This window comes from Caldicellulosiruptor sp. DIB 104C (genome assembly GCF_028198085.1).
In the GTDB taxonomy this organism is placed as follows: Bacteria; Bacillota; Thermoanaerobacteria; order Caldicellulosiruptorales; family Caldicellulosiruptoraceae; genus Caldicellulosiruptor; species Caldicellulosiruptor saccharolyticus.
Genome location: NZ_CP116337.1, coordinates 1,295,976 through 1,321,785, shown reverse-complemented (window position 1 = coordinate 1,321,785; position 25,810 = coordinate 1,295,976). Strand labels below are relative to the sequence as shown.

Genomic DNA, 25,810 nt, shown 5'->3' with positions numbered 1-25,810 from the left:
TTTTTTTTTTGATATAACTATTTACAGTTACTTTATCCAATGAAAGGAGTTGATGATTGTTTGTATATATGACACCTTTTAAATACTTCAAACCTATTTCCTGTCAAAAAGGACTCAAAGTTGATTAATAAACATTAAAAATTTATTATTCTGACAAGGTTTATTTTTACAATTCTGATATTAATAACTATTAGTAATAACTGTTACCTTGTTCTTCTTAAATTGCTTTAATGGAATATAGACAAATGAAAACTTTTGGAAAGTTCTTATAATAACACACATATTGAGTTTTTACTGTAAAAAAAAATTTAACAAAAGCAAGGGGGCTAAGTAGAATTGATTAAAAATAAATTTTATATTTCTCTTGCTTTAATTATAATACTGATATTTAACTTTTGTGTAGCTTTTTCGGCAAATTTAAAAGGTATTTACCTTGGCGTTAGCACTTACAGTAGTCCAAATGGCTCATGCATATATGGCGATAGAGCAGGTGCTCATTATGTTTATAATTTAGCTGATAGTTTATGGAGAAATGCATGGGTAACTGCTTATCTTATAAAACTCAACAGTGAAGCGAATGAATCCTATTTGAAGGATACTTCACTTACGTCACAGGCTGATTTGTTAGTTTATTCTGGACATGGACTGTGTCTTTCTAAAGAGAATACTGCTCACTTTTTTGCAAGAAGTACAGGTGAAACTTGGCATAACAGTTCGATGGAATATAATGATGAGGTGAATGCAAGAACAAACGAAGTTCGATTTGGGCGCAGTAATCTAAAATGGATTATAATGTATACATGTAACTGGCTTACCAACAACGGGGATCAAGAAAAATTAGAGAATATTTATAAAACATTTGAGGGCGCAACACTTGTTATGGGTTTTGCATCTACCATGTATTTAGACAGTCGTGAAGCGGTTGATTTTGTAAAGTTTTTAACAGGAGAAAGATTAAGTTTTAAAGAGGCGTTTATAAAAGCTGCGAGTATATATCAACCACAAAGAAAAGATGGACAATACAGCCTTGTTCGTATAATGGGATATAAATTGGCTGAATATGATTCACTATATAATTTTTATGGATGTCGTCCTGAAAAGGAATGGTATAAAAATTATAAACAGGGATATGGTATCATTGGAGAAGCTAAAGTGACTGCAAAAGGGGTTATTATAATCAGATAAATGAAGATAGATAAAAGGAGTGAGTTAAATGAAGCTAAAAAGTACCAATATACACAAAATAATGAAAATTTTTATTTTTATAATTACGATTGCTTTGATAGAAATTTATTTTTTTTACATAAGACCAAACAGAATACCGCCACTTAAAATTCCTATGCCAGGGAATGAAATACCTGAGATAAACTATAAAATAGCAGCAAGATTCGACAATTTACCTGTTGAAGCTATGGTCTACAGATTTAAAAAACCTGAGAATGTAGAGAAAGAGATTGAATCTGTAGCTAAGATATTTGGGCTCAAAGGTGAGAAGGAGTATTGGCCTGTATGGAGAGAGTATATTATGAGAGAGGAGATAAATGGAAAACCTTCTCGTATACTAACGTATCAAGTTGATACGGGTAGATGGATCTATACAGATAATAGGGAACTTGGTAATAATGATCCCAGGAATCTACCTTCAGATGAAGAAGCCAAAAAGATTGCACTTGATTTTCTGAAGAAGAACGGTATTTATGATAAAAGATTTATATATTGCGGAGTTACAGATGATTCTTCTGGCAGTCCACTTACAAATGATTATAAAGTTCATCACAAGAGAGTACATTTTTATCCTGCAGTAGCGGGAAAGCCCGTATATGGTGTTTCAAGGATAGTAGTACTTGTAGGTGACAATGGAAAGATAGTGGAAGTTTATAAATGGTACAAGGAGATAGAAGAGTACAAAAAAGTAAAAATAGTGTCTGCAGAGAAAGCTTTTGAAAAAGTTAAAAATAGAAAATCATCGAATAGTATCAATCCTATGGCAAAGTCTGCAACAATCAAAGAAGTTGTTCTTGCTTACTGGGAAGATGCAGGTACAATTGAAGAGCAGCCATATTTGCAACCTGTTTGGGTATTTGTTGGTGAGGCAGTGACAGAAGATGGAAAGGTGGAAAAATTTGATGCGATTGTTCCGGCTATAGAGTAAAAGTTCGGACTGGTTGTTTATGTAGGGATGTCTCAAGATAATAATTATTGATAATTAATATACAGTAAAAAATAAGAGGGTTGAGGTAAAGTTACCAACCAACCCTCTTGCTTTTTCTATTTCCTCTTGGCTACAAAAACAATAATAAGCTTTTCCTTCATCCCATTCAATTCCAAGCCATCTCAAGCTTCTCATAATACCTTCTGCCCATTCTTCCCTTGACCTTTCTAAATCGGTGTCTTCTATACGCAAAATAAATTTTCCATTGTGTTTTTTGGCAAATAGATAATTAAAAAGTGCTGTCCTTGCACCGCCTATGTGAAGCTGACCTGTTGGACTTGGTGCAAATCTAACTCTTACCATCTTTTTACTCCTTTCATGCTAAGTTGCGTTTTGGTTTGGCATTATAAGTTGTTTAATTTATAACAGATTGTATTATAACACAAAAATGCTGCTTAGAGAGCTTATTTTTTGAGAAAGAAAATAAATATTTTTACTTTCAATTTCATAAACTGCACAGAAATTTAAAGAAATAAAGAGTAAATTAAAGCGTGTAGGAGTTAGATTTAAAAAATGAGAAAAAAGCAAAAAAAATGGATGTTGACATAATGTAAAATGTTTGGATAAAATGCTAACATACAATTAAGTTCAGAAAATGGACAAATAAGAAAATTTAGTTTATGTATCATAGAAACATGAAAGAAAGATATAAAAAGATATTGTGCTAATGGATGGGTATAATGAAGAAAAGATACTACTATCTTAGTCAGAGAGATAAAAGACTGTGGTACAGTATGGTTGGCAAGGAGTGGCAGACAAGATGGTTAAATAGTTCCAATAGAAAAACTAAGAATGTTGTACAAAATATTAGTATAGTAATTTATGAGATAGTCAAATAAAGCAAAGAAAGTTGGGGTAATATCTAGTGAGAAAGTAGTAAGGGATACTCAAATACAAAATTATTTATCTAAAAATAAAAAAGAATGAGTATATAAGGAAGAAGAAAATAAAATTCATTAATTAGATAAATATAAGAATATTTGCAATATAATAGTGAAATTTCATTTTCTTACCAGGAAATGGCAGAAACAAGAGAGGAGAGAGAGTATGGAGTTATAAAAGAGAATAAATATGTCGGAAAATAATTAAACAAACCAATTAATAATAATGTCTCTGATACATGTTTTAACTAAAGAATGTTATTTCTTTCTTTCTTTCTTAACAAAAATCCTATTGGAGGGTTATAATGAAAATTCCATTCAAAAGTGTGGGTATAATGTTAACGAAACAATGTACAGCTGAATGTGATATATGTTGTTTTTTTGTTCGTTACATAAGAATGAAAAAATGTCAAAGGAACTTATAGTTAAAATTATTGATGAGGCAAAAAGCGTTAATTCGATTTCAACGTTTGGAATTTCAGGCGGTGAACCATTTTTATATTTAGATGAACTTCTTTTTGCAATAAGTTTAGCGACTAAAAGTGGTTTTAAAACCACATGTACTACTAACGGTTTTTGGGCAGTTTCTCCAAAAGCTACAGTTGAAATAATGATGGAATTAAAAAAAGCTGGATTAAGTCATCTAAGTGTAAGCATTGACGAGTTTCATTTAAAGTTTGTCCCTGTAGATAATATAAAGAGAATACTAAAAGTAGCACGTCAAATTGATCTGCCTGTTTTTCTAGGAAGTGTGGTGACTAAAACAAGCAAAAGATTATCTGCAATTTCAGAATTGTTAGGGGACGATTTATTAGGTTTCCCGATTGTAGAAGTTCCTTGTTTGCCAGTGGGTCGAGCAAAAGAGAAAATAAAGAGTGATAGCTTTTTGTATTCTTCACAATTACCAGCAAAAAAGTGTAGAAATATGGATACGATTGTAATATTACCGGATGGAAGTGTTTATCCTTGTTGTTCACAAGCTGGAATGACATCACCATTATTATTGGGTTCAATTTATAATTCTTTTTTAAAAGATATATTAAAAAACTGCCAAAGGAATTTGTTTTGTAATATTTTGTTAACAAAAGGGCCAATATGGTTTTATAATGTGCTTAAAAATGAATTTAACATTACGGAGTTGAGAGATAAGTATGTTGATATTTGCGATATTTGTAACTACATACTAGATAATAACAAATATGTAAAACTTTTAAAAGAACATTTATCAAAAAACAAATTATCTTCAGAGCTATAGATGAAAGATGTGAATATACTATGACAGATATCCAAAATGAAAATAAAAAAATTGAATTAGAAATATATTATAATGGCGAATATTACCTGTTAAAAACTCAGGATAAAAGATATTTTTATATAACAAGCGAGGATTATGTTCATCTGAAAGTGTTTTTGAAAGATCAGAATAGAATTTCTCTGAACAAAGAAGAGTTAAATATTCTCGAATCAAAAACAACAAAAAGAATAAAAATGTTAATAGAAAGTTTGGAAAAAACGATAAAAAGAAAAAATTTCTAAATAGTATAATCTTGCTAGAATTCAAGAATGCTGATGTTTTCTTTAGTAAGATTTACCCTTTAGTAGCAATCCTTACAAGAACCAAAATTTTTCTTTTTGTTACAGGTATATTAAATTTGATTGAATTAGTAATATATAGCAGGTATTTCAGGATTGTTAATTTAAATAATAATTTCAGAAATATGTGGACTCTAATATGGATTATACTAAATATTATTATACACGAATTTGCTCATGCGTTAAGTGTAAAACATTATGGGCGAGAAATTCTGAGTGCAGGTATGAAACTTAATTTCTTTGTTCCAATCTTTTTTATAAACACAACAGACATTATTGTTTGTAAAAAAAGAGAGAGTTTGGGCTTCTTTTTCAGCTATTGTTGCTAATTTTTCACTTGGTTCTATAACATCTTTAGCAACCCTTTTTGTTCAACCTCTTCAAATTAAGATATTGTTAATAAGTTTTTCAACTATATCCTATGTAAGCGCTTTGATTAATTTGATACCTTTTTGGAAACTAGACGGCTATCATATTTTGTGTGATGTGTTAGGCATTCCAAATTTAGATAACTATTTTAAAAAAGTGTAAAGATGCTTATTAAATTCAAAAATCATAGATGGAATAACAAAGATATATTTACGTTAGTTTACTGGTTATTATCTGTAACTTTTAAATTAGTTGCTATTGGAATGATTATTTTTCAGTTATTTCTCTTTATAAGAAAAAATTTGTAAAATGGAGGAGAAGAAAAATTAACATGATAAATGCTAAATTTATGATTGAAGTGAACGATCTATCATTTGCCTATAAGTCCCAAAAAATTATTAGTAAAGTATGTTTTTCTATTGAAAAAGGAGATTTCTTCTGTCTCATCGGACCAAATGGAACGGGAAAATCAACATTGATAAAAATTTTATGTGGTTTTTTGCCATATCAAGAAGGGAGTATAAAAATAAAGGGAACTGAATTAAAACTATTAAAGGAAAACCTTCTTAATCTCGTTGGCATTTTGCCGGACAATTTTTCTGTCCCTGGAGATTTCACTGTATATGAACTGTTTATGTTCTGTGCCCAAGCTTTAGGTTACTCAACACTTGAAGCAAAGAAAAAATCAGAGCAACTTATAAACACTTTCGATTTGAATGCCCATAAAAACAAATTGATAAAAAACCTTAGCAGTGGGCTAAGAAGAAGAGTTGAAATTGCCCAAACTTTGATAAATGACTGCGAAGTAGTTATACTAGACGAACCTACTAACGCGTTAGATCCTAAATCTTCTGAGGATATTAAAATGTTAATAAAGACGCTCAATTTAAGAGGCAAGACGATTGTATATGTTACCCATTTATTAAACGAAATAGAGGATCTATATACAAAAGTTGGAATATTATATAATTCTCAATTAAAACTCTTCTCAAAAGATGAGTTACGTTCACATAATGAAAACGAAGTATTTATTAGCTTTTCAACTCAAGAGGACTTGAAAATTGGAATTGAATTTTTAACGGCTAACAATATAGATTATGAAGTAAAAAGCTTTGGAATTATAAAAACAAAAGACAAGGATTATCAATGTGATATATTTAAGTTGTTAAATGAATTAAATAAAATTGTAAACAAACCTGTAACCTTTTCATTAGGAAAAATTGATGTTGCTACCCTTTACAACAGTTTATTAATATGGGAAAAGGGAGGTAAGTCCAATTAATGAGCAAAAAGCTAAATAGACTTTTTTTGATAGTCAAAAAAGAAAACATCACATTTGCCAGAAGCAGAAAGTTTATTTATCTAATCCTTGCTTTATTTGCTCTAGGGATTCTTCAAATAGCTTTAATAATTGCATTTAACAGCGGTAAAAGTTCATTAGAAAGTTTTATATATGCCACTTACAATACATATGTTCAATTTCTTCCTTTAGCATTAATTCCGATATTAAGCCCAAGTATAAGTGGGGAAAAAGAAAACAAAACATGGAATTTCTACAAAATTCATACTTTTAAAAATTGGGAAATAATACTTGGTAAATCAATTTTTTATAATATTTCCATTTTAATATCGATGGGTATAGTATGGATACTTGTTACGTTTATTAGTGTGATAATTTTTAAAGATTCAAGGTTACATTATTCGTATATATTATTGGTAGTTTTAATTTCTTTAGCATCCATATCTTGTATAATTAACTTTGAGATATTTATATCTAGTTTATTTTCGAAGACATCAATAGCAGGACTTTCAACTGTGATTGGGTGGATATCAGTAACAGTAATAAATATATTAGTACCTCGACAACTTGGGAAAGGTTATTTAACACCATTTGCGAAAGATAGTTATCAAACACACATCGTTGCTAGATTACTTTCTATTCCTGATTATATTTTCCCTTTTACACATCATCAAGGTCAACCAATTTTTCGTGAAGTTACAAGTGCTTTAATTTACGCTTTTGCAATTAGTTTGTTTTGGGTAAGTTTGTCCCTTATTTTTGGGAGATATTCTTTTAGTAAAATCTTCAAAACAAATAAATAATCCAAAAGAGGGGAAAAGAAGAATAGTAACGGAAAAATCAAAAAAAGGAAGAGTTGGTAAAATGATAGAGTTAAATAATGTTTCAGAGAGACTTCAAAAAGAAGAGAACGAAATATTAGAACTCATTAATAGCTATGAAGATTTACCCCTTGAAGTAGAACAAAGAGAAAACTTAGGATGGTTAATAATTTCCCCTGGTTGGTTTATTTTTACAAAATAACTTTAGTGTCTCCTTTTCCCCTCTTAATATTATATGCTTATGCCTTTTCACCGTTTTCGATTCTCTTTTTTGCTTCTTCTAAACTAATGTTCCTGCACTTTTTGCTGTACTTGTACGGTATCTTTTGCTGCCTTGCAATTTCCCTTTCTCTTTCTATCTCTTCCTGTGTACAAAAACAGTAATAAGCCTTTCCTTCTTCTAAAAGCTTTTGAATGTACTCAAGATAAATTTCCTTTCTCTGAGATTGAAAGTACGGTCCAAAGTCACCGCCAACATCAGGTCCTTCATCCCATTCAATTCCAAGCCATCTCAAGCTTCTCATAATACCTTCTGCCCACTCTTCTCTTGACCTCTCAAGGTCGGTGTCTTCTATGCGCAAAATGAACTTTCCATTGTGTTTTTTGGCAAATAGATAGTTAAAAAGTGCTGTCCTTGCACCGCCTATGTGAAGCTGACCTGTTGGACTTGGTGCAAATCTAACTCTTACCATCTTTTTACTCCTTTCATTTAAAGCTTTATTTTGGTTCAGTGTTAGTTTTGTGACAGATTGTATTATAACATAAAAATGTTAATGAAAGAGTATCTTATCTTTTTATCTACCTTATAATTCATGATAGAGCAAAAATATATTACATTTGCAAAAAACTGTTTGGGATTTGTAAATAAAAAATTAATTTTAATTTATGAAAATTTCCAATTATAACATAAAAAATTTATCTAATTTGCCCATTGCATTATGTTTTTTTTTTGATATAACTATTTACAGTTACTTTATCCAATGAAAGGAGTTGATGATTGTTTGTATATATGACACCTTTTAAATACTTCAAACCTATTTCCCGTCAAAAAGGACTCAAAGTTGATTAATAAACATTAAAAATTTATTATTCTGACAAGGTTTATTTTTACAATTCTGATATTAATAACTATTAGTAATAACTGTTACCTTGTTCTTCTTAAATTGCTTTAATGGAATATAGACAAATGAAAACTTTTGGAAAGTTCTTATAATAACACACATATTGAGTTTTTACTGTAAAAAAAAATTTAACAAAAGCAAGGGGGCTAAGTAGAATTGATTAAAAATAAATTTTATATTTCTCTTGCTTTAATTATAATACTGATATTTAACTTTTGTGTAGCTTTTTCGGCAGATTTAAAAGGTATTTACCTTGGCGTTAGCACTTACAGTAGTCCAAATGGCTCATGCATATATGGCGATAGAGCAGGTGCTCATTATGTTTATAATTTAGCTGATAGTTTATGGAGAAATGCATGGGTAACTGCTTATCTTATAAAACTCAATAGTGAAGCGAATGAATCCTATTTGAAGGATACTTCACTTACGTCACAGGCTGATTTGTTAGTTTATTCTGGACATGGACTGTGTCTTTCTAAAGAGAATGCTGCTCACTTTTTTGCAAGAAGTACAGGTGAAACTTGGCATAACAGTTCGATGGAATATAATGATGAGGTGAATGCAAGAACAAACGAAGTTCGATTTGGGCGCAGTAATCTAAAATGGATTATAATGTATACATGTAACTGGCTTACCAACAACGGGGATCAAGAAAAATTAGAGAATATTTATAAAACATTTGAGGGCGCAACACTTGTTATGGGTTTTGCATCTACCATGTATTTAGACAGTCGTGAAGCAGTTGATTTTGTAAAGTTTTTAACGGGATACAAATATAGCTTTGTAAAAGCATTTGTGGAAGCTGCAAAAATTTATCAGCCACAAAGGCAAGATGGTCAAAGCAGTATTGTTCGTATAATGGGATATAAATTAGCAGCGAATGATTCGCTTTATAGTTTTTATGGCTGTCGACCTGAAAAAGAATGGTATAAAAATTACAAGCAAGGATATGGTATAATAGCAGAAAAAGTAATATATCCATCTAAAGTTACTGTTGTTAAGTGAATTAAAGGGGGATGATTAAATGAAAATAAATGGTATTAAAATTGGAAATATGTTAAAAGTTTTTTTTGTAATTTTAATAATTGCTTTTATAGCAGGTTATTTTTTGTATATAAGACCAAACAGGATACCACCACTTAATATTCCCAAGCCGGGGAATGAAATACCTGAAATAGACTATAAAGTAACAGCAAAATTTGACAATTTACCTACTGAAGCTATGGTATACAGATTTAAAAAACCTAAAGATCCAGAAGCAGAAATAAAATCTTTAGCTAAGATATTTGGACTAAATGGTGAGGTACAATATTATCAAGCGGCTAATGAATACTTTATAAAAGAGGGAGTGGACGATAGAGATTATCGTCTACTGAGGTATCAGATTAATACAGGGCGTTGGGTTTACACGGATATGAAGGAATATATGCATAACTATGATTATAAACCACAGAATCTGCCTTCAGATGAAGAAGCCAAAAAGATTGCACTTGATTTTTTAAAGAAAAATGGTATTTATGATAAAAGATTTATATATTGCGGAGTTGCATATGAATCCTCTGGAAGTGCGCTTACTAATGATTATAAAGTACTTCGTAAAGATGTAAATTTTTTCCCAGTAGTAGATGGGAAAGATGTATATGGTGTTTCGAAAATAATAGTTACTGTAGGTGACAATGGCAAAATAGTAGAAGTTACCAAATGGTACAAAGAGATAGAAGAGTATAAAAAGGTAAAATTAGTGCCTGTAGAGAAAGCCTTTGAGAAGGTAAAGAAGGAGGAAGCGTCAAATAGTATTAATCCGAAAGCAAAGTCTGCAACAATCAAAGAAGTTGTTCTTGCTTACTGGGAAGATGCAGGTACAATTGAAGAGCAGCCATATTTGCAACCTGTTTGGGTATTTGTTGGTGAGGCAGTGACAGAAGATGGAAAGGTGGAAAAATTTGATGCGATTGTTCCGGCTATAGAGTAAAAGTTCGGACTGGTTGTTTATGTAGGGATGTCTCAAGATAATAATTATTGATAATTAATATACAGTAAAAAATAAGAGGGTTGAGGTAAAGTTACCAACCAACCCTCTTGCTTTTTCTATTTCCTCTTGGCTACAAAAACAATAATAAGCTTTTCCTTCATCCCATTCAATTCCAAGCCATCTCAAGCTTCTCATAATACCTTCTGCCCACTCTTCTCTTGACCTCTCAAGGTCAGTGTCTTCTATACGCAAAATGAACTTTCCATTGTGTTTTTTGGCAAATAGATAGTTAAAAAGTGCTGTCCTTGCACCGCCTATGTGAAGCTGACCTGTTGGACTTGGTGCAAATCTGACTCTTACCATCTTTTTACTCCTTTCATGCTAAGTTGCGTTTTGATTAGCATTATAAGTTGTTTGGTTTATAACAGATTGTATTATAACACAAAAATGCAGCTGAAGGAGGAGTAATTTTGCAAAGAAAAGTAACAAAATGTGAGATAAATAATGGGCAAAATAGGCAATTCCATCCAGTTATATACAAAAAAAGAAAATACATCTTCTTGACAAAATCAAATCATAGTGTTATATAATTATATAACACTATAAAAATCAAACAGGAGGCAGATTATGCATTACAATCAAAATATTTTAGGACTTGTTAGTTTGCTGGTGGTCATCTTTTTCATTGCACTTGGACTTTTCTATCTTGTATCCAAAGATGGCTCTAACATATTTCAGATTAAAAAATTTCACACAAGCCAAACAATGAGACTTGTTTTATCACTGTTGTCAATTTTATTTGCATGGATTTTTCCATGGACTGCATTAAAAGTTTTGTTTGTATTGAGCTGCATTTTGTTTTTATTTAGTATTTTTCCAATAAAGAAAACCTCTTTTGGAATGGTTATTGCTGTAGCCTTAGTCACATTGGTTATTGTTGGTTTAATTATATCTCAACTTCACTACTATTCTTCTGATAAGCAAGATTATAAGTTTTCTGGGTTATCAAAAAGTATTTCACAAATAATTTCTGATGTGATTACCAGCAGCGACTTTATTGAGGTTTATCATTCAATTACTTATTCTCCAGACCAGGATATGTCAATTAAGAATTTTGATGAAATTGTAATTACCTGTTCAGGCGGAATAGATTTAGAACTCATTGATGATGAAGATACCATCTATTTTCCTTCAGTGCTCAAAACAAAAGTTTCAGGAAAAACTTTGAAAGTCTTTGACAGAAATACAGAATTTGATACAACATATGAAATAAGACTTGGTACAAAATCTTTGAGAAATGTAAAAATTTCCTGTAGAGGGCTAAAAACAAGAGGTGATGGGAAGTTCAAAAATCTAACAGTAAATTCAACTGGCAGCTTTATTCAAGGGCAGATTGAAGCAACAAATGATATCTCTATAGACTGTGCAGGGCTTGAGCTGAGAGCTGATTTTAAGGGGAAGCATTTGAAGGTTAATTCTTCTGGAGCAGATATAAATTCACAGTTGATATTTGATAAAATTGAGATTGATTCAACAGGATTGAATATCAGGGCAAAAGCAAGGTTTGAGGATTTTGATATTAATGCAACAGGATTGAATGGATCAATTAATATTTTAAATAGCGAAAATGAAAAGGGCATTTTGAACATTGAAGCAACAGGTGGTATTGTAAAAATCAATAACCTTTACAGTGCACCTGTTACAACCAAAACTTCAGGTTATGTAAAACTTATAAGAGAGTGATGATTAAAATGCTAAGAAAAGTTGATAAACACAGCGGTGTGCCTGCATACGTGCAGATTGTCAACATGATTAAATCAGAGATAATACTTGGAAATCTTCAGCAAGGTTTACAGCTTCCAACTGTAAGAGAACTTCAGGCAATTTTTGATGTGAATATAAACACTGTCTTAAAAGCACTTGAAAAACTAAAAGCTGAAGGTTTTATTGAAGCAGAACAGGGGATTGGGTATTTTGTGAAGAAGGATATTGATGTTGATAAAAAGATAATTGAGATAATAAAAGAGTGTGTTAGGGAACTTAAAAGTCATCAAATAGATTTTTACACAGCCATGATTTTATTTGAGGAGGTGTGGAAAAATGAAGAGGTTTGAATTTTCAAGAATTTTAAATTTTAACATCGAAGAAAGTCTAACAAAAATGGATATTTACATTGGAAAAGAACTAAAAGAAAAAACAGGTCAAATACTATTTTTCACGCTAATATTGTTTATACCGAGTTTTACCATGAGAGTTATTGGCATAATACTTCTTTGCTCTGCAATGCTTGTGAATGATATTAAGAATAAAAATGTTGAGCTTTTGTATTTTTTGCCGTTCTCAAAAAGAGAGCTTTTCCTATATAATCTAATGTTTTTAGTTCTTATAATTTCAATAACATCGGCAGCTGATAAAATATACTATAACCTGACCATTTTAGAAGGGTTATTGGTTATTTTAAAAACAATCATTGCGCTTTTAGCAATTTACGGGATAAGTATGTTATTCACGACATTAGGACATGATGGTTTTATTTGGAGTATTGTAATAACAATTGCAGATGCTTTGCTGGGAGATTTAGGCTCAACTAATTTGAATGCAGCTGATTTTAATCCATATAGTTTAATAAGCTTTACAAAGCAGGGAAGCATGATTTTAGCCTTTTTGTATGCTGCTCTGATTTGCTTTTTAGCATACATTGCATATGTCAAAAAGGAGGGATAGAAAGATGAATTTAATAGCAAAGACTCAAAAAAATAAAAACAAGATTATAGCTGCAATACTTTTTATTATCTTAATAAGTTTTTCAATTTGTTTACTAATTACCACTGTTTTATATAGTCAAGCTTTTAAGAGATGTACCTCCAAAGATGATAAAGTGTATTCTCTTGTGAAAAAGTATCCTGATTTAATTTACAAAAGAGTACAATTCAAATCAAATGCAGGACAAATGTTAAGAGGTTATATTTATTATAAGAAAAATAATATCGAAGCTAAAAAAGGTTTAATTGTTGTATCACACGGATTTGGCGGAACCCATATCAATTATTTAGATGAAATAAATTATTTTACGGACAAAGGATATTACGTTCTTGGATTCGATAATACTGGATGTGGTGAAAGTGAAAGGGATTCAATGATTGGGCTTCCACAAGCTGTTGCTGATCTTGATTATGCGTTACGTTTTATTGAAAAGAATAATGAATTTAAAAACATGCCCATATTGCTTTTTGGACATAGTTGGGGTGGTTATGCTGTTTGTGCTGTTTTATCCTATTCTCATAAAATTGCAGGTGTTGTTTCGTGTGCTGGTTTCAATTCCCCGGATGAAATGATAAAAACAACTGCAATGGACTCTTATGGAAGATGGGGGAAAGTTATTTTGCCTTATTTAAGTTTGCTTGAAAAAATAAAGTTTGGCAAATTAGCAAACGTATCTGCAATAGATGGGATAAAGAAAAGTTCAGTACCTGTGTTGGTCATACATAGTAAGGATGATGATACAGTGAAATTGGAAAATAGTATTTTTGAGGCGTGCAAACATTTAAATAAAACTAATGTTAGTTTAAAACTATTTGATAATAAAGGACATGATATTTTTTTATCAGACAATGCCTTGAAATATATTCGACAAAAAAGAAATGAATTTAAAGAGTTAACAAGTAAGTATGGCAGCTACAAAAAAATTCCTAAAAAAATACTTAAGGACTTTCAAGCTAGTATAAACCGCAAATTAATGTCTGAGATTGATCAAGACATGATGGAGCAAATAGTTGAATTTTTTGATAATGCAATAGAATTACAAAAAAATAGAAGTATGTAGCGAGGTCTTAATAAAAGAGAAGGCGGTGAGTACTGAGATGGTAGTATTAGAAGTCAAAAATTTGAGCAAAAGAATAAGCGGGAAACAGATTTTAGCCGACGTGAATTTTTCAGTTCAAAAAGGTGAGATATTGGCTCTTGTTGGACCAAATGGGGCTGGTAAGACGACAACTCTAAAGTGTATAATAAATGCAGCTTCCAGAGATACCGGAGAAGTTTTGATTTTTGGCAAGCCTTTTGAGCCTTCTTTAAAGAAGAACATAGCATTTGTTTCTGAGCACAGAAAAGTTTTTTCAAGGTTGACATTAGGTGATTACTATAAGATGTATCAAGCCTTGTATCCAAATTGGGATGATTTATTTTTCAAAAATTTTCTTTCAAGCTATGGGTTTAGTACAAATCAAGAACTTTCTAAATTTTCAATGGGTCAAAGAACGCTTATACTTGTTATCTTGGCGTTGGCAACAAATGCAGAGCTGGTGCTTTTAGATGAACCTACTCAAAACCTTGACCCAACTGTAAGATTTGAGTTGATACAACTTATAAAACAATATGTTCAAGAGAAAAATATAGCAGTTATTGTGTCTTCACACGAGATTTTTGAACTTGAAGAGTATGCAACAAATATTGCGATAATCAAAAATGGCAGAATTTTGTACTGCGATTCAATTGATGATGCTAAACAAAAACACAGAATAGTCTCTTCAATGGCAAACTTGAAGGATGCAGAAGTTATAGGTTTGCTTGACGGTGAGGTTTTAGTAAGAACTGAGAAGGATATGGGAGAATATCCCCGATTAAATCAAATTATAATTGGCTATTTAAGAGGAAAAGAAGGTATGCAGGAAATTAAAAGTGGTTACTACCAAACAACAGATTTAAATTCTGTATAATATACCTTAAAATAACTGAAAATGTTCGGCTCACTTTGCTCTTGTATCTTAGGATAAAGTTACAAAGATTGTTCATAGCCATTAAAAAATTTCTGCCAATATTCCTTGTATTCTCTTCCAATTCTTACTAATATAAAATTGTGTTTTTAAGGCTAACAAAAAGGTGGGAAGTTTTAACTTCCCACCTTTTAGATATTTTATTTTTCTGAAGAGCTTTTAGTTTGCGATTCAGATTCTGCTTCGTAGTACTTCTCCCATACATCTTTTGGGACATCATCATACATAGGAACATTTTCAAGTTTATCTATTCTTTTGAACTCTTCTGATAATTGATCTAAGGTTATATTAAAATATTTCTTCTTATATCTTTCATCATACCACCAACAAGCAGGATATACGGTATTGTTGCTGTTCACTTTGAATATAAACCTATTGGGACAATTTACATACCAGGTATTAGGCCTTGTGTTTTTTCCTTTTGTCAGAACAAACACAAATTTTTCACCAGGATTCATTGCAAAAAGATCAGAGTGATTTTGCGGATCAAAGACTACAAAGCCTACATCAATTTATTTTTCATCTAATTTGCCTTTGAGAACCTTTTCAACTTCAACTGTAACATAAAGTCTTGGCAGGGTCTTAACAAAAGGTATGCCTGCTGCTTTCGCAACTCCATATTCATTTGTACCAGGTTGTGCAGTTATTGTTTCTTCTACTTGTTCTTTTTTAATAACTTTTCCAACGATAATAAGCTCTGAATATTTTGCGCAAAATTCAAAATTAAGAAATCTTACAGAAGACATAGGATCAATATAAATTTTAGGTTTCTCATATTGAATTGTTGTGTGTGTATTTTTAAATCTGATAAGCATGTAAGGCAGCATAATTAACAAAAAAACAAAAAGAATTGAAATGCTTATTTTAATTCTTTTCATCTACTATTGCCTCTAATAGCAAAGATTTTACACAAATTATAATTTATAAATAGCAAAATAAGAAAATCATGTCAAGCTTTATTTTAAATAATAATATAATTTATAAAAAAATTTTCTACAAACTCTTGACACTATCCAATCACAAAAAATTTTTGACAAAAGAGCAGAAGTTTATTATCATATAATAGTGTCAAGTTTTTAAGCTTTACAGAGAGATGAAATTAAAAATGCAGCAAGAAAATAAGGTATATTTGAGCCTTCTTTACGATTTTTATAAGGACTTTTTGACCGAAAGACAAAAAAAGATTATAGAGCTGTATGTAAATGAAGATTTAACCTTGGGAGAGATATCAAAAGAACTTGGCATATCACGGCAGGGTGTTTTTGATGCATTTAGAAAAGCAGAAATAGCCTTGAAAAGGTATGAGGCAAAGCTGAAACTGGCAGACAAGTACTATAAGAACAGGAGCATAATTGAAGAGGTCCTACAGAAACTAAGGAGAATATACGAGAGATATAAAGATGAAGAGATTATGAGCATAATAAATAGTATTCAGGAGTGGCAAGAAAATGTTTAGTAGTCTTTCTGAAAAACTGCAGGATGTATTTAAAAAGCTGAGGGGCAAGGGCAAGCTCACAGAAAAGGATATCAAAGACGCTATGAAAGAGGTAAAGCTTGCGCTATTAGAGGCTGATGTAAACTACAAAGTGGTAAAAGATTTTATCAACACTGTGACACAAAAGGCTGTGGGAGAAGAAGTTTTAGAAAGCCTCACTCCTGCCCAGCAGGTAATAAAGATTGTATACGATGAGATGGTAAACCTTTTAGGAGGAAATGACACAAAACTTACATTTTCTCCGAGCGGTTTTTCAATCTATATGATGGTAGGGTTGCAAGGTTCAGGTAAGACTACAACTGCAGGAAAGCTTGCAGCGCTTTTAAAAAAGCAAGGGAAAAAACCACTTCTCATCGCGTGTGACATATATCGACCAGCAGCCATTAAGCAATTAGAAGTGGTGGCAGAAAAAGTAGGAGTCAGCTGTTACGCAGATTATGATAAAAAAGATGCTGTAAAAATCGCTGTTGAGGGCGTGAACTTTGCAAAGTCAAACAGATTTGATATTGCAATTGTAGACACAGCAGGAAGGCTTCACATAAATGAAGAGCTTATGAACGAACTTGTTGCAATTAAGAGTGCTATAAAACCCACAGAGATTTTGCTTGTATTAGATGCTATGACTGGACAGGATGCCGTAAATGTTGCTGAGGCATTTAATAATCAACTTGGTATTGATGGTATAATTATGACAAAGCTTGATGGTGATACAAGGGGTGGAGCTGCTCTTTCTGTCAAGGCTATAACAGGAAAGCCTATCAAGTTTGCAGGAATGGGCGAAAAGATGGAAGATTTAGAAGTATTTTATCCTGATAGAATGGCATCAAGAATACTTGGAATGGGAGATATTTTGACATTAATAGAGAAAGCACAGGAAGCAATTGACCAGAAAAAGGCTGAGGAGCTTGAGAAAAAGCTCAGAAGCATGCAGTTTACTCTTGAAGATTTTTTAGACCAGTTAAAGCAAATAAAGAAGATGGGACCTTTATCTCAGATTATTTCCATGATACCCGGCATTAAATTGAAAGGTGATGTGGATTTTGATGCTGGTGAGAAGGAACTTAAAAAAATAGAAGCAATCATAAATTCCATGACAAAAGAAGAACGCCAAGATCCAAGCATTATTAATTCCAGCAGAAAAAGAAGAATTGCGATGGGGTCAGGTACCACTGTGCAGGATGTGAACAGGCTTTTAAAACAGTTTGAAGACATGAAAAGGATGATGAAGCAGTTTTCAAATCCCAGCTTTGCTAAGAAAGGAAAATTTAAATTTCCTTTCATGTAATATATAAAAAACTTTTGAATAGGGGAGGTGATATGTGTGGCAGTAAGAATTAGACTTAAGAGAATGGGTGCAAAAAACAATCCATTTTATAGAATTGTTGTTGCAGACTCAAGAAGTCCAAGAGACGGGAAGACTATTGATGAAATAGGATATTATAATCCTCTCAAAAACCCTGCTGATATCAAAGTTGATGTTGAAAAAGCAAAAAAGTGGCTTTCAAATGGTGCTCAGCCAACAGACACTGTAAAAATTTTGCTTAAAAAAGTTGGGGTAATTGAATAAACCATTTTATGAGGAGGGAGAACTTGACATGCTAAAAGATTTAGTTGAGGTCATAGCAAAATCTTTAGTTGACAACCCAGACCAAGTAAAGGTTAGTGAAATCCATGGTGAGCAATCTGTAATAATAGAATTAAAAGTGGCTCCTGAAGATATGGGCAAGGTAATTGGTAAGCAAGGTAGAATTGCAAGAGCTATAAGGACAGTTGTCAGAGCTGCAGCAAGCAAGGACAACAAAAGAGTTATTGTTGAGATTTTACAATAAAAGAGTTAGGCGTAGTTTTGCCTAACTCTTTTTTAAAAAGGTGAGAAAAGATGTATAAGTACCTCCAAGTCGGCAAAATTGTGAACACCTTTGGTCTCAAAGGTGAAGTGAAAGTAATACCTCTTACAGACAGTCCTGACAGATTTTCTGAGCTTAATTATGTTCTTTTGGAAGACAATCTTTCTCAAAAGCTTACAATCGAAAGGTACAGGGTAAAGGATAATATTGTAATAATGAAATTTAGAGAAATCTCAAGCATAGATGAAGCGCTAAAACTAAAAAATCGTTTTTTAGTGATAGAAAGAGAAAGGGCTAAAAAACTTCCAGAAGATACCTATTTTATATGCGACATAATTGGGCTTGAGGTTTATGATTTAGATGGGAGAAAGCTTGGCAAGGTGAAAGACGTCTTGCAGACGGGAAGCAATGATGTGTATATCTGCCAAAGCTATATAGGCAAGAAAGATTTGTTAATCCCAGCTTTAAAAGATATTGTTAAAGAAGTGAATATCGAACAAGGGTATATGAAAATAAAGGTTATTGAAGGGTTGTTAGATTAAAGATGGTATTTAAGGTTTTGACTCTGTTTCCAGAAGTGATTTTGCAAGCAACAAACTTCAGTATTTTGAAAAGGGCACAAGAAAAAGGTTTAATTAAGATTGAGGCAATAAATATAAGGGATTATACCAAAGATAAACACAAAAGGACAGATGATTATCCTTATGGCGGCGGGTTTGGAATGGTTATGACTGCCCAGCCGATAGTTGACGCATATGAGAGTATAAAGTCCTCTAAACCTCACAGAGTAATTTATCTCACACCTCAAGGTAAAAAGTATACGCAGGATATTGCCAAGGAATTTTCAAAAGAAGAGGAGCTTGTCATCATTTGTGGACATTATGAGGGGATAGACCAAAGGGTTATTGATTTGATTGTGACAGATGAAATTTCGATAGGAGATTATGTTTTAAGCGGAGGAGAGTATGCAGCCCTTGTTTTAATTGATTCTATATCAAGACTTGTTGAAGGTGTTATTGAAAAGAAATCAGTAGAAGAAGAAAGTTTCTCTGAATGTCTTTTGGAATACCCACATTACACAAGACCATATGAATTCAGAGGGCTTAAAGTTCCTGAGGTTCTTCTCTCAGGGAATCATGAAAAAATAAAAAAGTGGCGTAGGTATCAAAGCCTTTTAAAGACAATTAAATCAAGGCCAGATCTTATAAATGCTGCTAATTTAACAAAGGAGGATATAGAATTTTTAATAAAATATTGTGAGAGTCAAAAAATTGTGTTATAATTACACATGTTCATTTTAAAGCTTTTTTCTTTAAATTTAATGATCCACTGCAATTGAATATTCTCAAATTGCACGAACATCTATACAGGAAGGAGGGAAATAAAAAGATGGATATCATTAGAGAAATTGAAAGCGAAATGCTAAGAAAGGATATTCCTGATTTCAAACCAGGTGATACAGTAAGAGTTCATTTTAAGGTTATTGAAGGTGGAAGAGAAAGAATACAAGCTTTTGAAGGGCTTGTTATAAAAAGAAGAGGTAAGGGACTTTCAGAGACATTCACAGTTAGAAGAATCTCTTACGGTGTGGGGGTGGAAAGAGTATTTCCTCTTCACTCACCAAGGATTGAGAAGATTGAAGTTATAAGAAGAGGTAAAGTAAGAAGAGCAAAACTTTATTATATCAGGGAGAAGATTGGTAAGGCTGCAAAGATAAAAGAGCTTATTGAAGCGTCTCAAAAAGAGGATAATATCCAAGAAGAGACTAATGCTTAAAAGTTTAAGCTTAGTCTCTTTTTTATATTTTTTAGGGAAAAAGGAGGCTTTATAGTTTGATTGTTCAATGGTACCCAGGTCATATGCAGAAAGCAAAGAGAGAAATACTTGAGCTTAACAAGTATGTAGACTTGTATCTCATCCTGCTTGATGCAAGAGCACCTTTAAGTTCCCGAAATGAGCAGTTAGAATCACTTATAAAAGACAAACCCAAAATTTTTCTTTTAAACAAAGCTGAGTTGGCTGATGAAAAGAAAAATACTCAATTTTTAGACTATTTTGAATCAATCAATCAAAGAGCTCTTTGTATTGATTCTTTAAAGGGCACAAATGTAAAGAATATCTTCAAAATCGCCGAAAATTTATTAAAAGATAAAATTGAAGAGGCAAGGCAAAAAGGAAAAAGAAGAAAAATAATAAGATTTGGTGTTCTTGGAATTCCGAATGTTGGAAAATCTACACTTATAAATAAAATAACAAATTCCTCTAAGGCAAAAACTGGAGACAAGCCGGGGGTTACAAAGTCTAAGCAGTGGATAAAGATAAATGATTATTTTGAGATGTTGGACACGCCTGGTATCTTGGTGCCAAAGATTGAAGATGATTTGGTTGCTATAAAGCTTTGTGCTATAGGAAGTATCAAGGATGAGCTATATGATAAGGAACTTGTCGCAAAAAAAACTATAGAGATTATCAAAAAAGATTACTGCGAGCTTTTGAATAAAAAATACTCTCTTGACTTTTTGAATATGTCTGAAGATGAGTACCTTATTGAGATTGGTAAGAAAAGAGGCTGCGTTTTGAAAGAAGGCAAGATTGACACCTTAAAAGCTGCTAATTTGTTTTTAGAAGATTTGAGGAAGGCAAAAATTGGGAGGATTACGCTTGATGAAATTGGGAACAGATGAAAATTATTTTGAACTTGAAGAGAGCTTGCTAAAAGAAGGATATAGATTCATCTGTGGAGTTGATGAGGCAGGAAGAGGTCCATTGGCAGGACCTGTTTTTGCTGCTGCTGTCATAATGGATAGAAAGAGAATAATTGAAGGTGTGAGAGATTCAAAAAAGCTTTCTCCCCAAAAAAGAGAGAAACTTTTTGAAGAAATTTTGAAAGAGAGTATCACATATTCGGTGGCGATGGTTGACAACAAAACAATTGATGAGATAAATATAAACAACGCTACATTTTTAGCAATGAAAAACGCAATAGAAGCTTTGGATCTTGTCCCTGACGTGGTTTTGGTTGATGGTTATGAGATTCCTGACTTAAATCTTCCTCAAAAAGCGTTGATAAAAGGAGATAGAAAGTCATATTCTATTGCATGTGCTTCTATTTTGGCAAAGGTTTCAAGAGACAGGTTTATTACTCAAATTTCTTCTTTATATCCTGTTTACAAGTTTGAAAAGCACAAAGGATATGGCACAAAAGAGCATATACGGCTAATCTTAGAATATGGTCCATGTGAAATTCACAGGAAATCTTTCTTGAAAAATATTCTCAGGTGATTAAAAATGAATGAGATAAATAACTATATAACACTTTATAGGCAAAATCTTATAAATGAAATATTGAATCTTATTGACAATTCCAATCAACAGATAACTGGTGAGATTATAAAAGTAAATGGTGACAATTTAATTCTTAATATAAACTCTCAAACCATTATGGCAAAAAACCTCTCTTCATTTTCTTTCAAAGAGGGTGATAAAGTTTGGTTGAGCAGTCCTAAGTACCAAGATGGTAAATTGACTTTTAAGATTGTCGAATTGTTACCCCAAAATACCAGAACCAACTCAGATGTAAGCTCGAATGACAATTTAAGTAATATTACGTTTGCAAAATCTCAAAATTCAGATGTTGAAAGAGATATTTCGAATAAAATAGAGAATTTGATTAGATTTACAAAACCAGAAAGCTTTCTTTTTATTAAAGAAGATAAAATTCCAAGCTCTCTTTTAGAATTTGCCAAGAGAAACAAAGTATTTTTAGGGACTATTACAATAGAAAAAGAAGGTGAATCGGAAAAGCTAATTATAAAAGTTGGTGAGAAGACATTTGAAATAGAGAATGAGTTGAATACATTTTATCTACAAGGGAAAATAAAGGAAGGTAAAATTTTTAGTGGTGATAACAATCTTTTTCTGTTCGTATTTGATAAGGAAAAAGGGCTTATTTTGATTCCTAAAGAGACGGTCGTAAACAAGGAGTTTAAAGACATTATTTTGTCCATTTTTTCAAATAACCGAATCGAGCCAAAAGAAGAAAAGGATTTTTTGGCTATTCTGAGTTTGATACTTGCAAAAAGGCCAATTACAAAAGATGAGTTTATGATGGAAAGAGCCCAGCTTAACAAATTTTTGGACAGCCTAAATAAGGTATTTGCCAACAAGCATCAAGGTCAGGATTTGGATAAAGAAAATTTGATTATAAACACAAAAGAAGGCTTTTTTATATTCAAACTTCTAAGTAGAGATGATAAAGCGTTTGAGCAAAAGGTAGTTCAGATATTGAATGACTTGAGATTTAATCAGAAAGAAAATGTCCAGTTTGACTTTGGTAGCTTTTATTTAAACATTTTTAATTTCAAGCTAAACATAAATGAAAAGCCTTTTGAACTTCAATTTTTTGTTAATAGGAAAAAGGGTATTAATATGAAAGTGAACTCAGTAATGATAAGAATAAACACACAAACTTTGGGCTGTATAGGTGTTTATGTAAAAAAGATTTCACAAAATACCTTTAAAGCAATGATTGCCTCAGATAGGCTCTTTACTTTAAAATTAATTGAAAGCAAAGCAAATGAACTCATCTCTGCTTTGAAAGAAAGAGGGTATAAGCTCGAAATTGACTATAAAATGGAAGATACTTCAACAACAAATGTAATATTAGATTTTTTGATGTGTGAAGCTCCTATTCAAAAAATTGATATGAAGGTGTAAAATAATGAAAGAAAAGAAAAAAAAGAAAGCAGTTGCTATAAAGTATGATATCAAGGAAATAGCGCCTAAAGTCATAGCAAAAGGTCAAGGACTTGTTGCAGAAAGGATTTTAGAGAAGGCAAAAGAGAAAAACATTCCTATTTACCATGACCAATATGTAGCAGAGAGGTTATTCAATTTAGAACTGCAGCAATATATTCCTGAAGACCTTTATGAAGTAGTAGCACAAATCTTAGTCTTTATTGGATATTTAGACAAAATAACTCAAAATGGAGATAAAAACCCATGAACAAAAGAGAACTGGGGAATAGTGGTGAGGAAAAGGCAGTAGAGTTTTTGAAGAAAATGGGCTATGAAATTTTACATAGGAATTTTCGGTGCAAGCTTGGAGAGGTTGACATTATAGCAAAAGAAGGGAATACCATTGTTTTTGTTGAAGTAAAGACAAGAAGGAGTCTTAAATTTGGCTATCCTTCTGAAGCTATTACTATGACAAAACAAAGACATTTAAAAAGAGTTGCTGAGTATTTTGTTCAAAGGCAAAAAGCAAAAAATTGTATGTATAGATTTGATGTTGTTGAAGTGTATATGAATGCCAAAAATGAAGTATTAGATATAAATTTAATTAAAAATGCTTTTTAAAAAATACTAAAAAAAGTAGATATTAGCAGTTGTCAAAGTTGTAGCTATTGTCACCAACATTGAGTTTGTCGGCAAGAAGATGATATGAAAAAACTATATGATACATTACATCAGGCAGGTGGTATTGTGGATTACGTTTCAGCTCAGACCAAATTGGTCTTAGACAGGCTTTTTGCTCTAATGAAGATTAGCGAGGGATGTCAAGGGTATTATTGTAAGAAATGGGTTAAATGAATTAGAAGCTGTGAAAAAAGAAAAGAGGTTTTGGAAAGGACATTTGAGCTTGGCAAGGAGATTGTAAAAAGGTAAGTGAAGAAAGATTACAATACAAAAATAAAGTTGTTGTGTTAAATGCCTCCAGTATAACTTTTGTTAATGGAAGTGGTTATGCTGGAGGCTTTTTATTTTTAATTATTTAGACAAGCACCATTTTTTATCAAGAGACATAGATTATATTAGCTTTGTTGGAAAGTTAAGAGGGAAAATAGGAATGAAAAAACATATAGGATTTGTGGGTGGTGATCAGAGAATTTTAAATGTGGCTGAAAATCTAATTGAGAAGGGCTTTGATATTTGGGTGTGTGCAATCGACCAAGAGCAAGAAAGTCAGACACCAAAATTCAATATTGCAAGGAATTTGGAAGAAATTGTAGAGAATTCAGATGTAATAGTTGGACCTATTCCGTTTTCACAGGATGGAAAATATATATTTTCGCCTCTTTCAGAAAGACTATTAGAAATAGAAGAACTTGTTGAGAATCTGTGCAAAAAGGGTATTCCACTCATTGCAAGTGTAATACCAGAGAATACAAAACGATTTTGTGAACTAAAAAAGGTGAAATATTACGATTTATATGAAAAAGAGGAACTGGCAATTCTAAATGCTATTCCCACAGCTGAGGGTGCTATTGGTATTGCTATCGAAAAAATGCCAATAGCTCTTCATTCTTCAAATGTTTTGATATTAGGATACGGAAGAATAGGCAAGATACTCTCAAAGATATTAAAAGCTTTTGAGTGTAGTCTGTTTGTAGCTGCCAGAAAAATTTCAGATTTAACATGGTGCAAGGCATTAGGCTATGTACCTGTTGAATTATCAGAGTTAAAGGAATATGTTGCTAAAATGGATTTGATTGTAAATACCATTCCGGCAAAGGTAATTGACAAAGAAGTTATAGATAATATAAGAAAAGATACTCTTGTCATTGACCTTGCTTCAAAACCAGGTGGTGTTGACTTTGAATATGCAAAACAAAAGGGAATAGAGGCTGTTCATGCGCTTTCTCTTCCTGGCAAAGTTGCACCAAAAACTGCTGCCCAGTATATAGTTGAGGTTCTTTTAAATTTGTTAGATGAATTGGAGGGAGAGAAAATTGAGTCTTAACAATGTCAAGATTGGATTTGCTCTTACAGGGTCGTTTTGTACATTTGATAAAATAATACCTATTATAGGAAAACTCAAAGAACAAGGAGCTTTTATAACTCCAATCTTTAGTGAGAAAGTACAGACAACTGATACTCGGTACGGGAAGGCTTCAGAGATTATGGGCAAAATAATAAGTATTTGTGGAAACAAGCCAATAACCAGTATTGTCGAAGCAGAGCCAGTTGGACCTAAGGATCTTTTTGACATATTGGTGATTGCCCCTGCAACTGGTAATTTCATTGCAAAACTTGCAAATGGTATTATTGATGAGACAACTGTTATGTGTGCAAAAGCGCAACTTAGAAATCAAAAACCTGTAGTGATTGCAATATCTACAAATGATGCACTTGGGCTAAATTGCAAAAACCTTGCAACTCTTATAAATAGCAAAAATATATATTTTGTGCCTTTTAGGCAAGATGACCCAATTTCAAAGCCAAATTCGCTTGTTGCTGAGTATGACCTTTTAATACCGACGATAGTTCAAGCACTTTCTGGAAAGCAAATTCAACCTCTTTTGCTTGGTTCAAATGTTTAAAAGGTGTAAAGAACCCCTTGTCAATTTTAGGGGTTTTATTTTTTTGGAAAAGGGCTATAATATACTTAGAAAATTATGAGGATTATTCAAAAGGTGAAGTGAGTT

The 25,810-nt window shown here is 32.0% G+C and carries 32 protein-coding genes and 3 pseudogenes; 30 read left to right on the top strand and 5 right to left on the bottom strand.

Annotation, left to right across the window (positions count from 1 at the left end; all coding sequences use genetic code 11):
- Positions 1 to 336: 336 nt before the first annotated feature.
- Both PGC14_RS06670 and PGC14_RS06665 read left to right on the top strand, forming a co-directional pair.
- Positions 337 to 1,185 carry a DUF6345 domain-containing protein gene (locus tag PGC14_RS06670; RefSeq protein ID WP_271629827.1) on the top strand — a complete coding sequence of 283 codons (849 nt, stop codon included), beginning with the start codon at positions 337 to 339 and terminating at the stop codon, positions 1,183 to 1,185.
- Between the two features lie 28 nt (positions 1,186 to 1,213).
- Positions 1,214 to 2,152 (top strand): hypothetical protein, encoded by a 939-nt coding sequence (locus PGC14_RS06665; protein ID WP_011917695.1) that lies wholly within the window; start codon positions 1,214 to 1,216, stop codon positions 2,150 to 2,152.
- A 105-nt stretch (positions 2,153 to 2,257) separates the two neighbouring features.
- Here the strand turns inward: PGC14_RS06665 and PGC14_RS06660 are convergent.
- Positions 2,258 to 2,515 (bottom strand): annotated as a pseudogene (locus tag PGC14_RS06660) (glutamate--tRNA ligase family protein); the annotation flags it as partial.
- A 377-nt stretch (positions 2,516 to 2,892) separates the two neighbouring features.
- Here PGC14_RS06660 and PGC14_RS06655 point away from each other — a divergent pair.
- The 6 genes from PGC14_RS06655 (at position 2,893) to PGC14_RS06630 (ending at position 7,378) form a co-directional block, all read left to right on the top strand.
- Complete coding sequence (locus PGC14_RS06655; protein WP_187147299.1) at positions 2,893 to 3,051, top strand: hypothetical protein; 159 nt, start codon at positions 2,893 to 2,895, stop codon at positions 3,049 to 3,051.
- Positions 3,052 to 3,499: 448 nt separating this feature from the next.
- Positions 3,500 to 4,348, top strand: a complete 849-nt coding sequence (locus PGC14_RS06650) for a radical SAM/SPASM domain-containing protein (protein WP_333782795.1) — start codon at positions 3,500 to 3,502, stop codon at positions 4,346 to 4,348.
- Between the two features lie 20 nt (positions 4,349 to 4,368).
- Positions 4,369 to 4,629 carry a hypothetical protein gene (locus PGC14_RS06645; protein ID WP_011917693.1) on the top strand — a complete coding sequence of 87 codons (261 nt, stop codon included), beginning with the start codon at positions 4,369 to 4,371 and terminating at the stop codon, positions 4,627 to 4,629.
- Between the two features lie 757 nt (positions 4,630 to 5,386).
- Positions 5,387 to 6,337 (top strand): ABC transporter ATP-binding protein, encoded by a 951-nt coding sequence (locus PGC14_RS06640; RefSeq protein ID WP_011917692.1) that lies wholly within the window; start codon positions 5,387 to 5,389, stop codon positions 6,335 to 6,337.
- The gene (locus PGC14_RS06635; protein WP_011917691.1) at positions 6,337 to 7,158 is read left to right on the top strand and encodes an ABC transporter permease; all 822 of its coding nucleotides are present in this window, start codon (positions 6,337 to 6,339) and stop codon (positions 7,156 to 7,158) included. Before PGC14_RS06640 ends, PGC14_RS06635 begins: the two co-directional genes overlap by 1 nt.
- Positions 7,115 to 7,378, top strand: coding sequence for a hypothetical protein (locus PGC14_RS06630; RefSeq protein WP_041722588.1), 264 nt, complete (start codon positions 7,115 to 7,117; stop codon positions 7,376 to 7,378). The genes PGC14_RS06635 and PGC14_RS06630 overlap by 44 nt, the downstream gene beginning before the upstream one ends.
- Before the next feature lie 40 nt (positions 7,379 to 7,418).
- Here PGC14_RS06630 and PGC14_RS06625 read toward each other — a convergent pair.
- A pseudogene (locus PGC14_RS06625) lies at positions 7,419 to 7,868 on the bottom strand (glutamate--tRNA ligase); the annotation flags it as partial.
- Positions 7,869 to 8,453: 585 nt separating this feature from the next.
- Between PGC14_RS06625 and PGC14_RS06620 the strand changes: the two are divergent.
- Both PGC14_RS06620 and PGC14_RS06615 read left to right on the top strand, forming a co-directional pair.
- The gene (locus PGC14_RS06620; RefSeq protein WP_271629825.1) at positions 8,454 to 9,302 is read left to right on the top strand and encodes a DUF6345 domain-containing protein; all 849 of its coding nucleotides are present in this window, start codon (positions 8,454 to 8,456) and stop codon (positions 9,300 to 9,302) included.
- Between the two features lie 19 nt (positions 9,303 to 9,321).
- A complete protein-coding gene (locus PGC14_RS06615) occupies positions 9,322 to 10,269 on the top strand; it encodes a hypothetical protein (RefSeq protein WP_011917687.1) in 948 nt (315 codons plus the stop codon).
- 105 nt (positions 10,270 to 10,374) lie between these two features.
- On the opposite strand, the pseudogene PGC14_RS06610 reads toward PGC14_RS06615, so the two are convergent.
- Positions 10,375 to 10,632: pseudogene (locus PGC14_RS06610) on the bottom strand (glutamate--tRNA ligase family protein); the annotation flags it as partial.
- Between the two features lie 264 nt (positions 10,633 to 10,896).
- Here PGC14_RS06610 and PGC14_RS06605 point away from each other — a divergent pair.
- The 5 genes from PGC14_RS06605 to PGC14_RS06585 are packed head-to-tail and all read left to right on the top strand — an operon-like array spanning position 10,897 to position 14,984.
- Positions 10,897 to 12,012 (top strand): hypothetical protein, encoded by a 1,116-nt coding sequence (locus tag PGC14_RS06605; RefSeq protein ID WP_271629824.1) that lies wholly within the window; start codon positions 10,897 to 10,899, stop codon positions 12,010 to 12,012.
- A gap of 8 nt (positions 12,013 to 12,020) precedes the next feature.
- A complete protein-coding gene (locus tag PGC14_RS06600; protein ID WP_013430662.1) occupies positions 12,021 to 12,383 on the top strand; it encodes a GntR family transcriptional regulator in 363 nt (120 codons plus the stop codon).
- Positions 12,370 to 12,993, top strand: coding sequence for a hypothetical protein (locus PGC14_RS06595; protein WP_271629823.1), 624 nt, complete (start codon positions 12,370 to 12,372; stop codon positions 12,991 to 12,993). Before PGC14_RS06600 ends, PGC14_RS06595 begins: the two co-directional genes overlap by 14 nt.
- A gap of 4 nt (positions 12,994 to 12,997) precedes the next feature.
- Complete coding sequence (locus tag PGC14_RS06590) at positions 12,998 to 14,092, top strand: alpha/beta hydrolase (RefSeq protein WP_271629822.1); 1,095 nt, start codon at positions 12,998 to 13,000, stop codon at positions 14,090 to 14,092.
- A gap of 37 nt (positions 14,093 to 14,129) precedes the next feature.
- A complete protein-coding gene (locus PGC14_RS06585) occupies positions 14,130 to 14,984 on the top strand; it encodes an ABC transporter ATP-binding protein (protein ID WP_271629821.1) in 855 nt (284 codons plus the stop codon).
- A 197-nt stretch (positions 14,985 to 15,181) separates the two neighbouring features.
- Here the strand turns inward: PGC14_RS06585 and PGC14_RS06580 are convergent, their stop codons facing one another.
- Entirely contained in the window at positions 15,182 to 15,478 is a 297-nt protein-coding gene (locus PGC14_RS06580) for a hypothetical protein (protein WP_271629820.1), read from the bottom strand.
- Positions 15,479 to 15,553: 75 nt separating this feature from the next.
- On the bottom strand, positions 15,554 to 15,919 hold the full coding sequence (locus PGC14_RS06575; RefSeq protein ID WP_011917673.1) for a hypothetical protein: 366 nt from the start codon (positions 15,917 to 15,919) through the stop codon (positions 15,554 to 15,556).
- A 227-nt stretch (positions 15,920 to 16,146) separates the two neighbouring features.
- Here PGC14_RS06575 and ylxM point away from each other — a divergent pair, with 227 nt between their 5' ends.
- From ylxM to PGC14_RS06500, 15 genes are all read left to right on the top strand, one after another.
- A complete protein-coding gene (ylxM, locus tag PGC14_RS06570; RefSeq protein ID WP_011917672.1) occupies positions 16,147 to 16,497 on the top strand; it encodes a YlxM family DNA-binding protein in 351 nt (116 codons plus the stop codon).
- The gene (gene ffh, locus PGC14_RS06565; protein WP_011917671.1) at positions 16,490 to 17,821 is read left to right on the top strand and encodes a signal recognition particle protein; all 1,332 of its coding nucleotides are present in this window, start codon (positions 16,490 to 16,492) and stop codon (positions 17,819 to 17,821) included. Before ylxM ends, ffh begins: the two co-directional genes overlap by 8 nt.
- 36 nt (positions 17,822 to 17,857) lie before the next feature.
- The gene (rpsP, locus tag PGC14_RS06560; protein WP_011917670.1) at positions 17,858 to 18,103 is read left to right on the top strand and encodes a 30S ribosomal protein S16; all 246 of its coding nucleotides are present in this window, start codon (positions 17,858 to 17,860) and stop codon (positions 18,101 to 18,103) included.
- Between the two features lie 28 nt (positions 18,104 to 18,131).
- The gene (locus PGC14_RS06555) at positions 18,132 to 18,365 is read left to right on the top strand and encodes a KH domain-containing protein (RefSeq protein WP_011917669.1); all 234 of its coding nucleotides are present in this window, start codon (positions 18,132 to 18,134) and stop codon (positions 18,363 to 18,365) included.
- A 50-nt stretch (positions 18,366 to 18,415) separates the two neighbouring features.
- Positions 18,416 to 18,925 (top strand): ribosome maturation factor RimM, encoded by a 510-nt coding sequence (gene rimM, locus PGC14_RS06550; RefSeq protein WP_011917668.1) that lies wholly within the window; start codon positions 18,416 to 18,418, stop codon positions 18,923 to 18,925.
- A gap of 2 nt (positions 18,926 to 18,927) precedes the next feature.
- Positions 18,928 to 19,665, top strand: a complete 738-nt coding sequence (trmD, locus tag PGC14_RS06545; protein ID WP_011917667.1) for a tRNA (guanosine(37)-N1)-methyltransferase TrmD — start codon at positions 18,928 to 18,930, stop codon at positions 19,663 to 19,665.
- 107 nt (positions 19,666 to 19,772) lie between these two features.
- Positions 19,773 to 20,159: a 50S ribosomal protein L19 gene (rplS, locus tag PGC14_RS06540; protein WP_271629819.1), complete on the top strand. Its 387-nt coding sequence runs from the start codon at positions 19,773 to 19,775 to the stop codon at positions 20,157 to 20,159.
- A gap of 56 nt (positions 20,160 to 20,215) precedes the next feature.
- A complete protein-coding gene (gene ylqF / locus PGC14_RS06535; RefSeq protein ID WP_271629818.1) occupies positions 20,216 to 21,067 on the top strand; it encodes a ribosome biogenesis GTPase YlqF in 852 nt (283 codons plus the stop codon).
- Complete coding sequence (locus tag PGC14_RS06530) at positions 21,048 to 21,665, top strand: ribonuclease HII (RefSeq protein ID WP_271629817.1); 618 nt, start codon at positions 21,048 to 21,050, stop codon at positions 21,663 to 21,665. The genes ylqF and PGC14_RS06530 overlap by 20 nt, the downstream gene beginning before the upstream one ends.
- A 6-nt stretch (positions 21,666 to 21,671) precedes the next feature.
- Positions 21,672 to 23,099 (top strand): hypothetical protein, encoded by a 1,428-nt coding sequence (locus PGC14_RS06525; RefSeq protein ID WP_271629816.1) that lies wholly within the window; start codon positions 21,672 to 21,674, stop codon positions 23,097 to 23,099.
- Positions 23,100 to 23,103: 4 nt separating this feature from the next.
- Positions 23,104 to 23,388 carry an EscU/YscU/HrcU family type III secretion system export apparatus switch protein gene (locus PGC14_RS06520; RefSeq protein WP_039764490.1) on the top strand — a complete coding sequence of 95 codons (285 nt, stop codon included), beginning with the start codon at positions 23,104 to 23,106 and terminating at the stop codon, positions 23,386 to 23,388.
- On the top strand, positions 23,385 to 23,741 hold the full coding sequence (locus tag PGC14_RS06515) for a YraN family protein (protein WP_039764488.1): 357 nt from the start codon (positions 23,385 to 23,387) through the stop codon (positions 23,739 to 23,741). The genes PGC14_RS06520 and PGC14_RS06515 overlap by 4 nt, the downstream gene beginning before the upstream one ends.
- 84 nt (positions 23,742 to 23,825) lie before the next feature.
- The gene (locus PGC14_RS06510) at positions 23,826 to 23,975 is read left to right on the top strand and encodes a hypothetical protein (protein ID WP_156823657.1); all 150 of its coding nucleotides are present in this window, start codon (positions 23,826 to 23,828) and stop codon (positions 23,973 to 23,975) included.
- 256 nt (positions 23,976 to 24,231) lie between these two features.
- A complete protein-coding gene (dpsA, locus tag PGC14_RS06505) occupies positions 24,232 to 25,125 on the top strand; it encodes a dipicolinate synthase subunit DpsA (RefSeq protein ID WP_039764487.1) in 894 nt (297 codons plus the stop codon).
- Positions 25,115 to 25,705, top strand: a complete 591-nt coding sequence (locus tag PGC14_RS06500) for a dipicolinate synthase subunit B (RefSeq protein ID WP_039764486.1) — start codon at positions 25,115 to 25,117, stop codon at positions 25,703 to 25,705. The genes dpsA and PGC14_RS06500 overlap by 11 nt, the downstream gene beginning before the upstream one ends.
- Positions 25,706 to 25,810 lie beyond the last annotated feature (105 nt).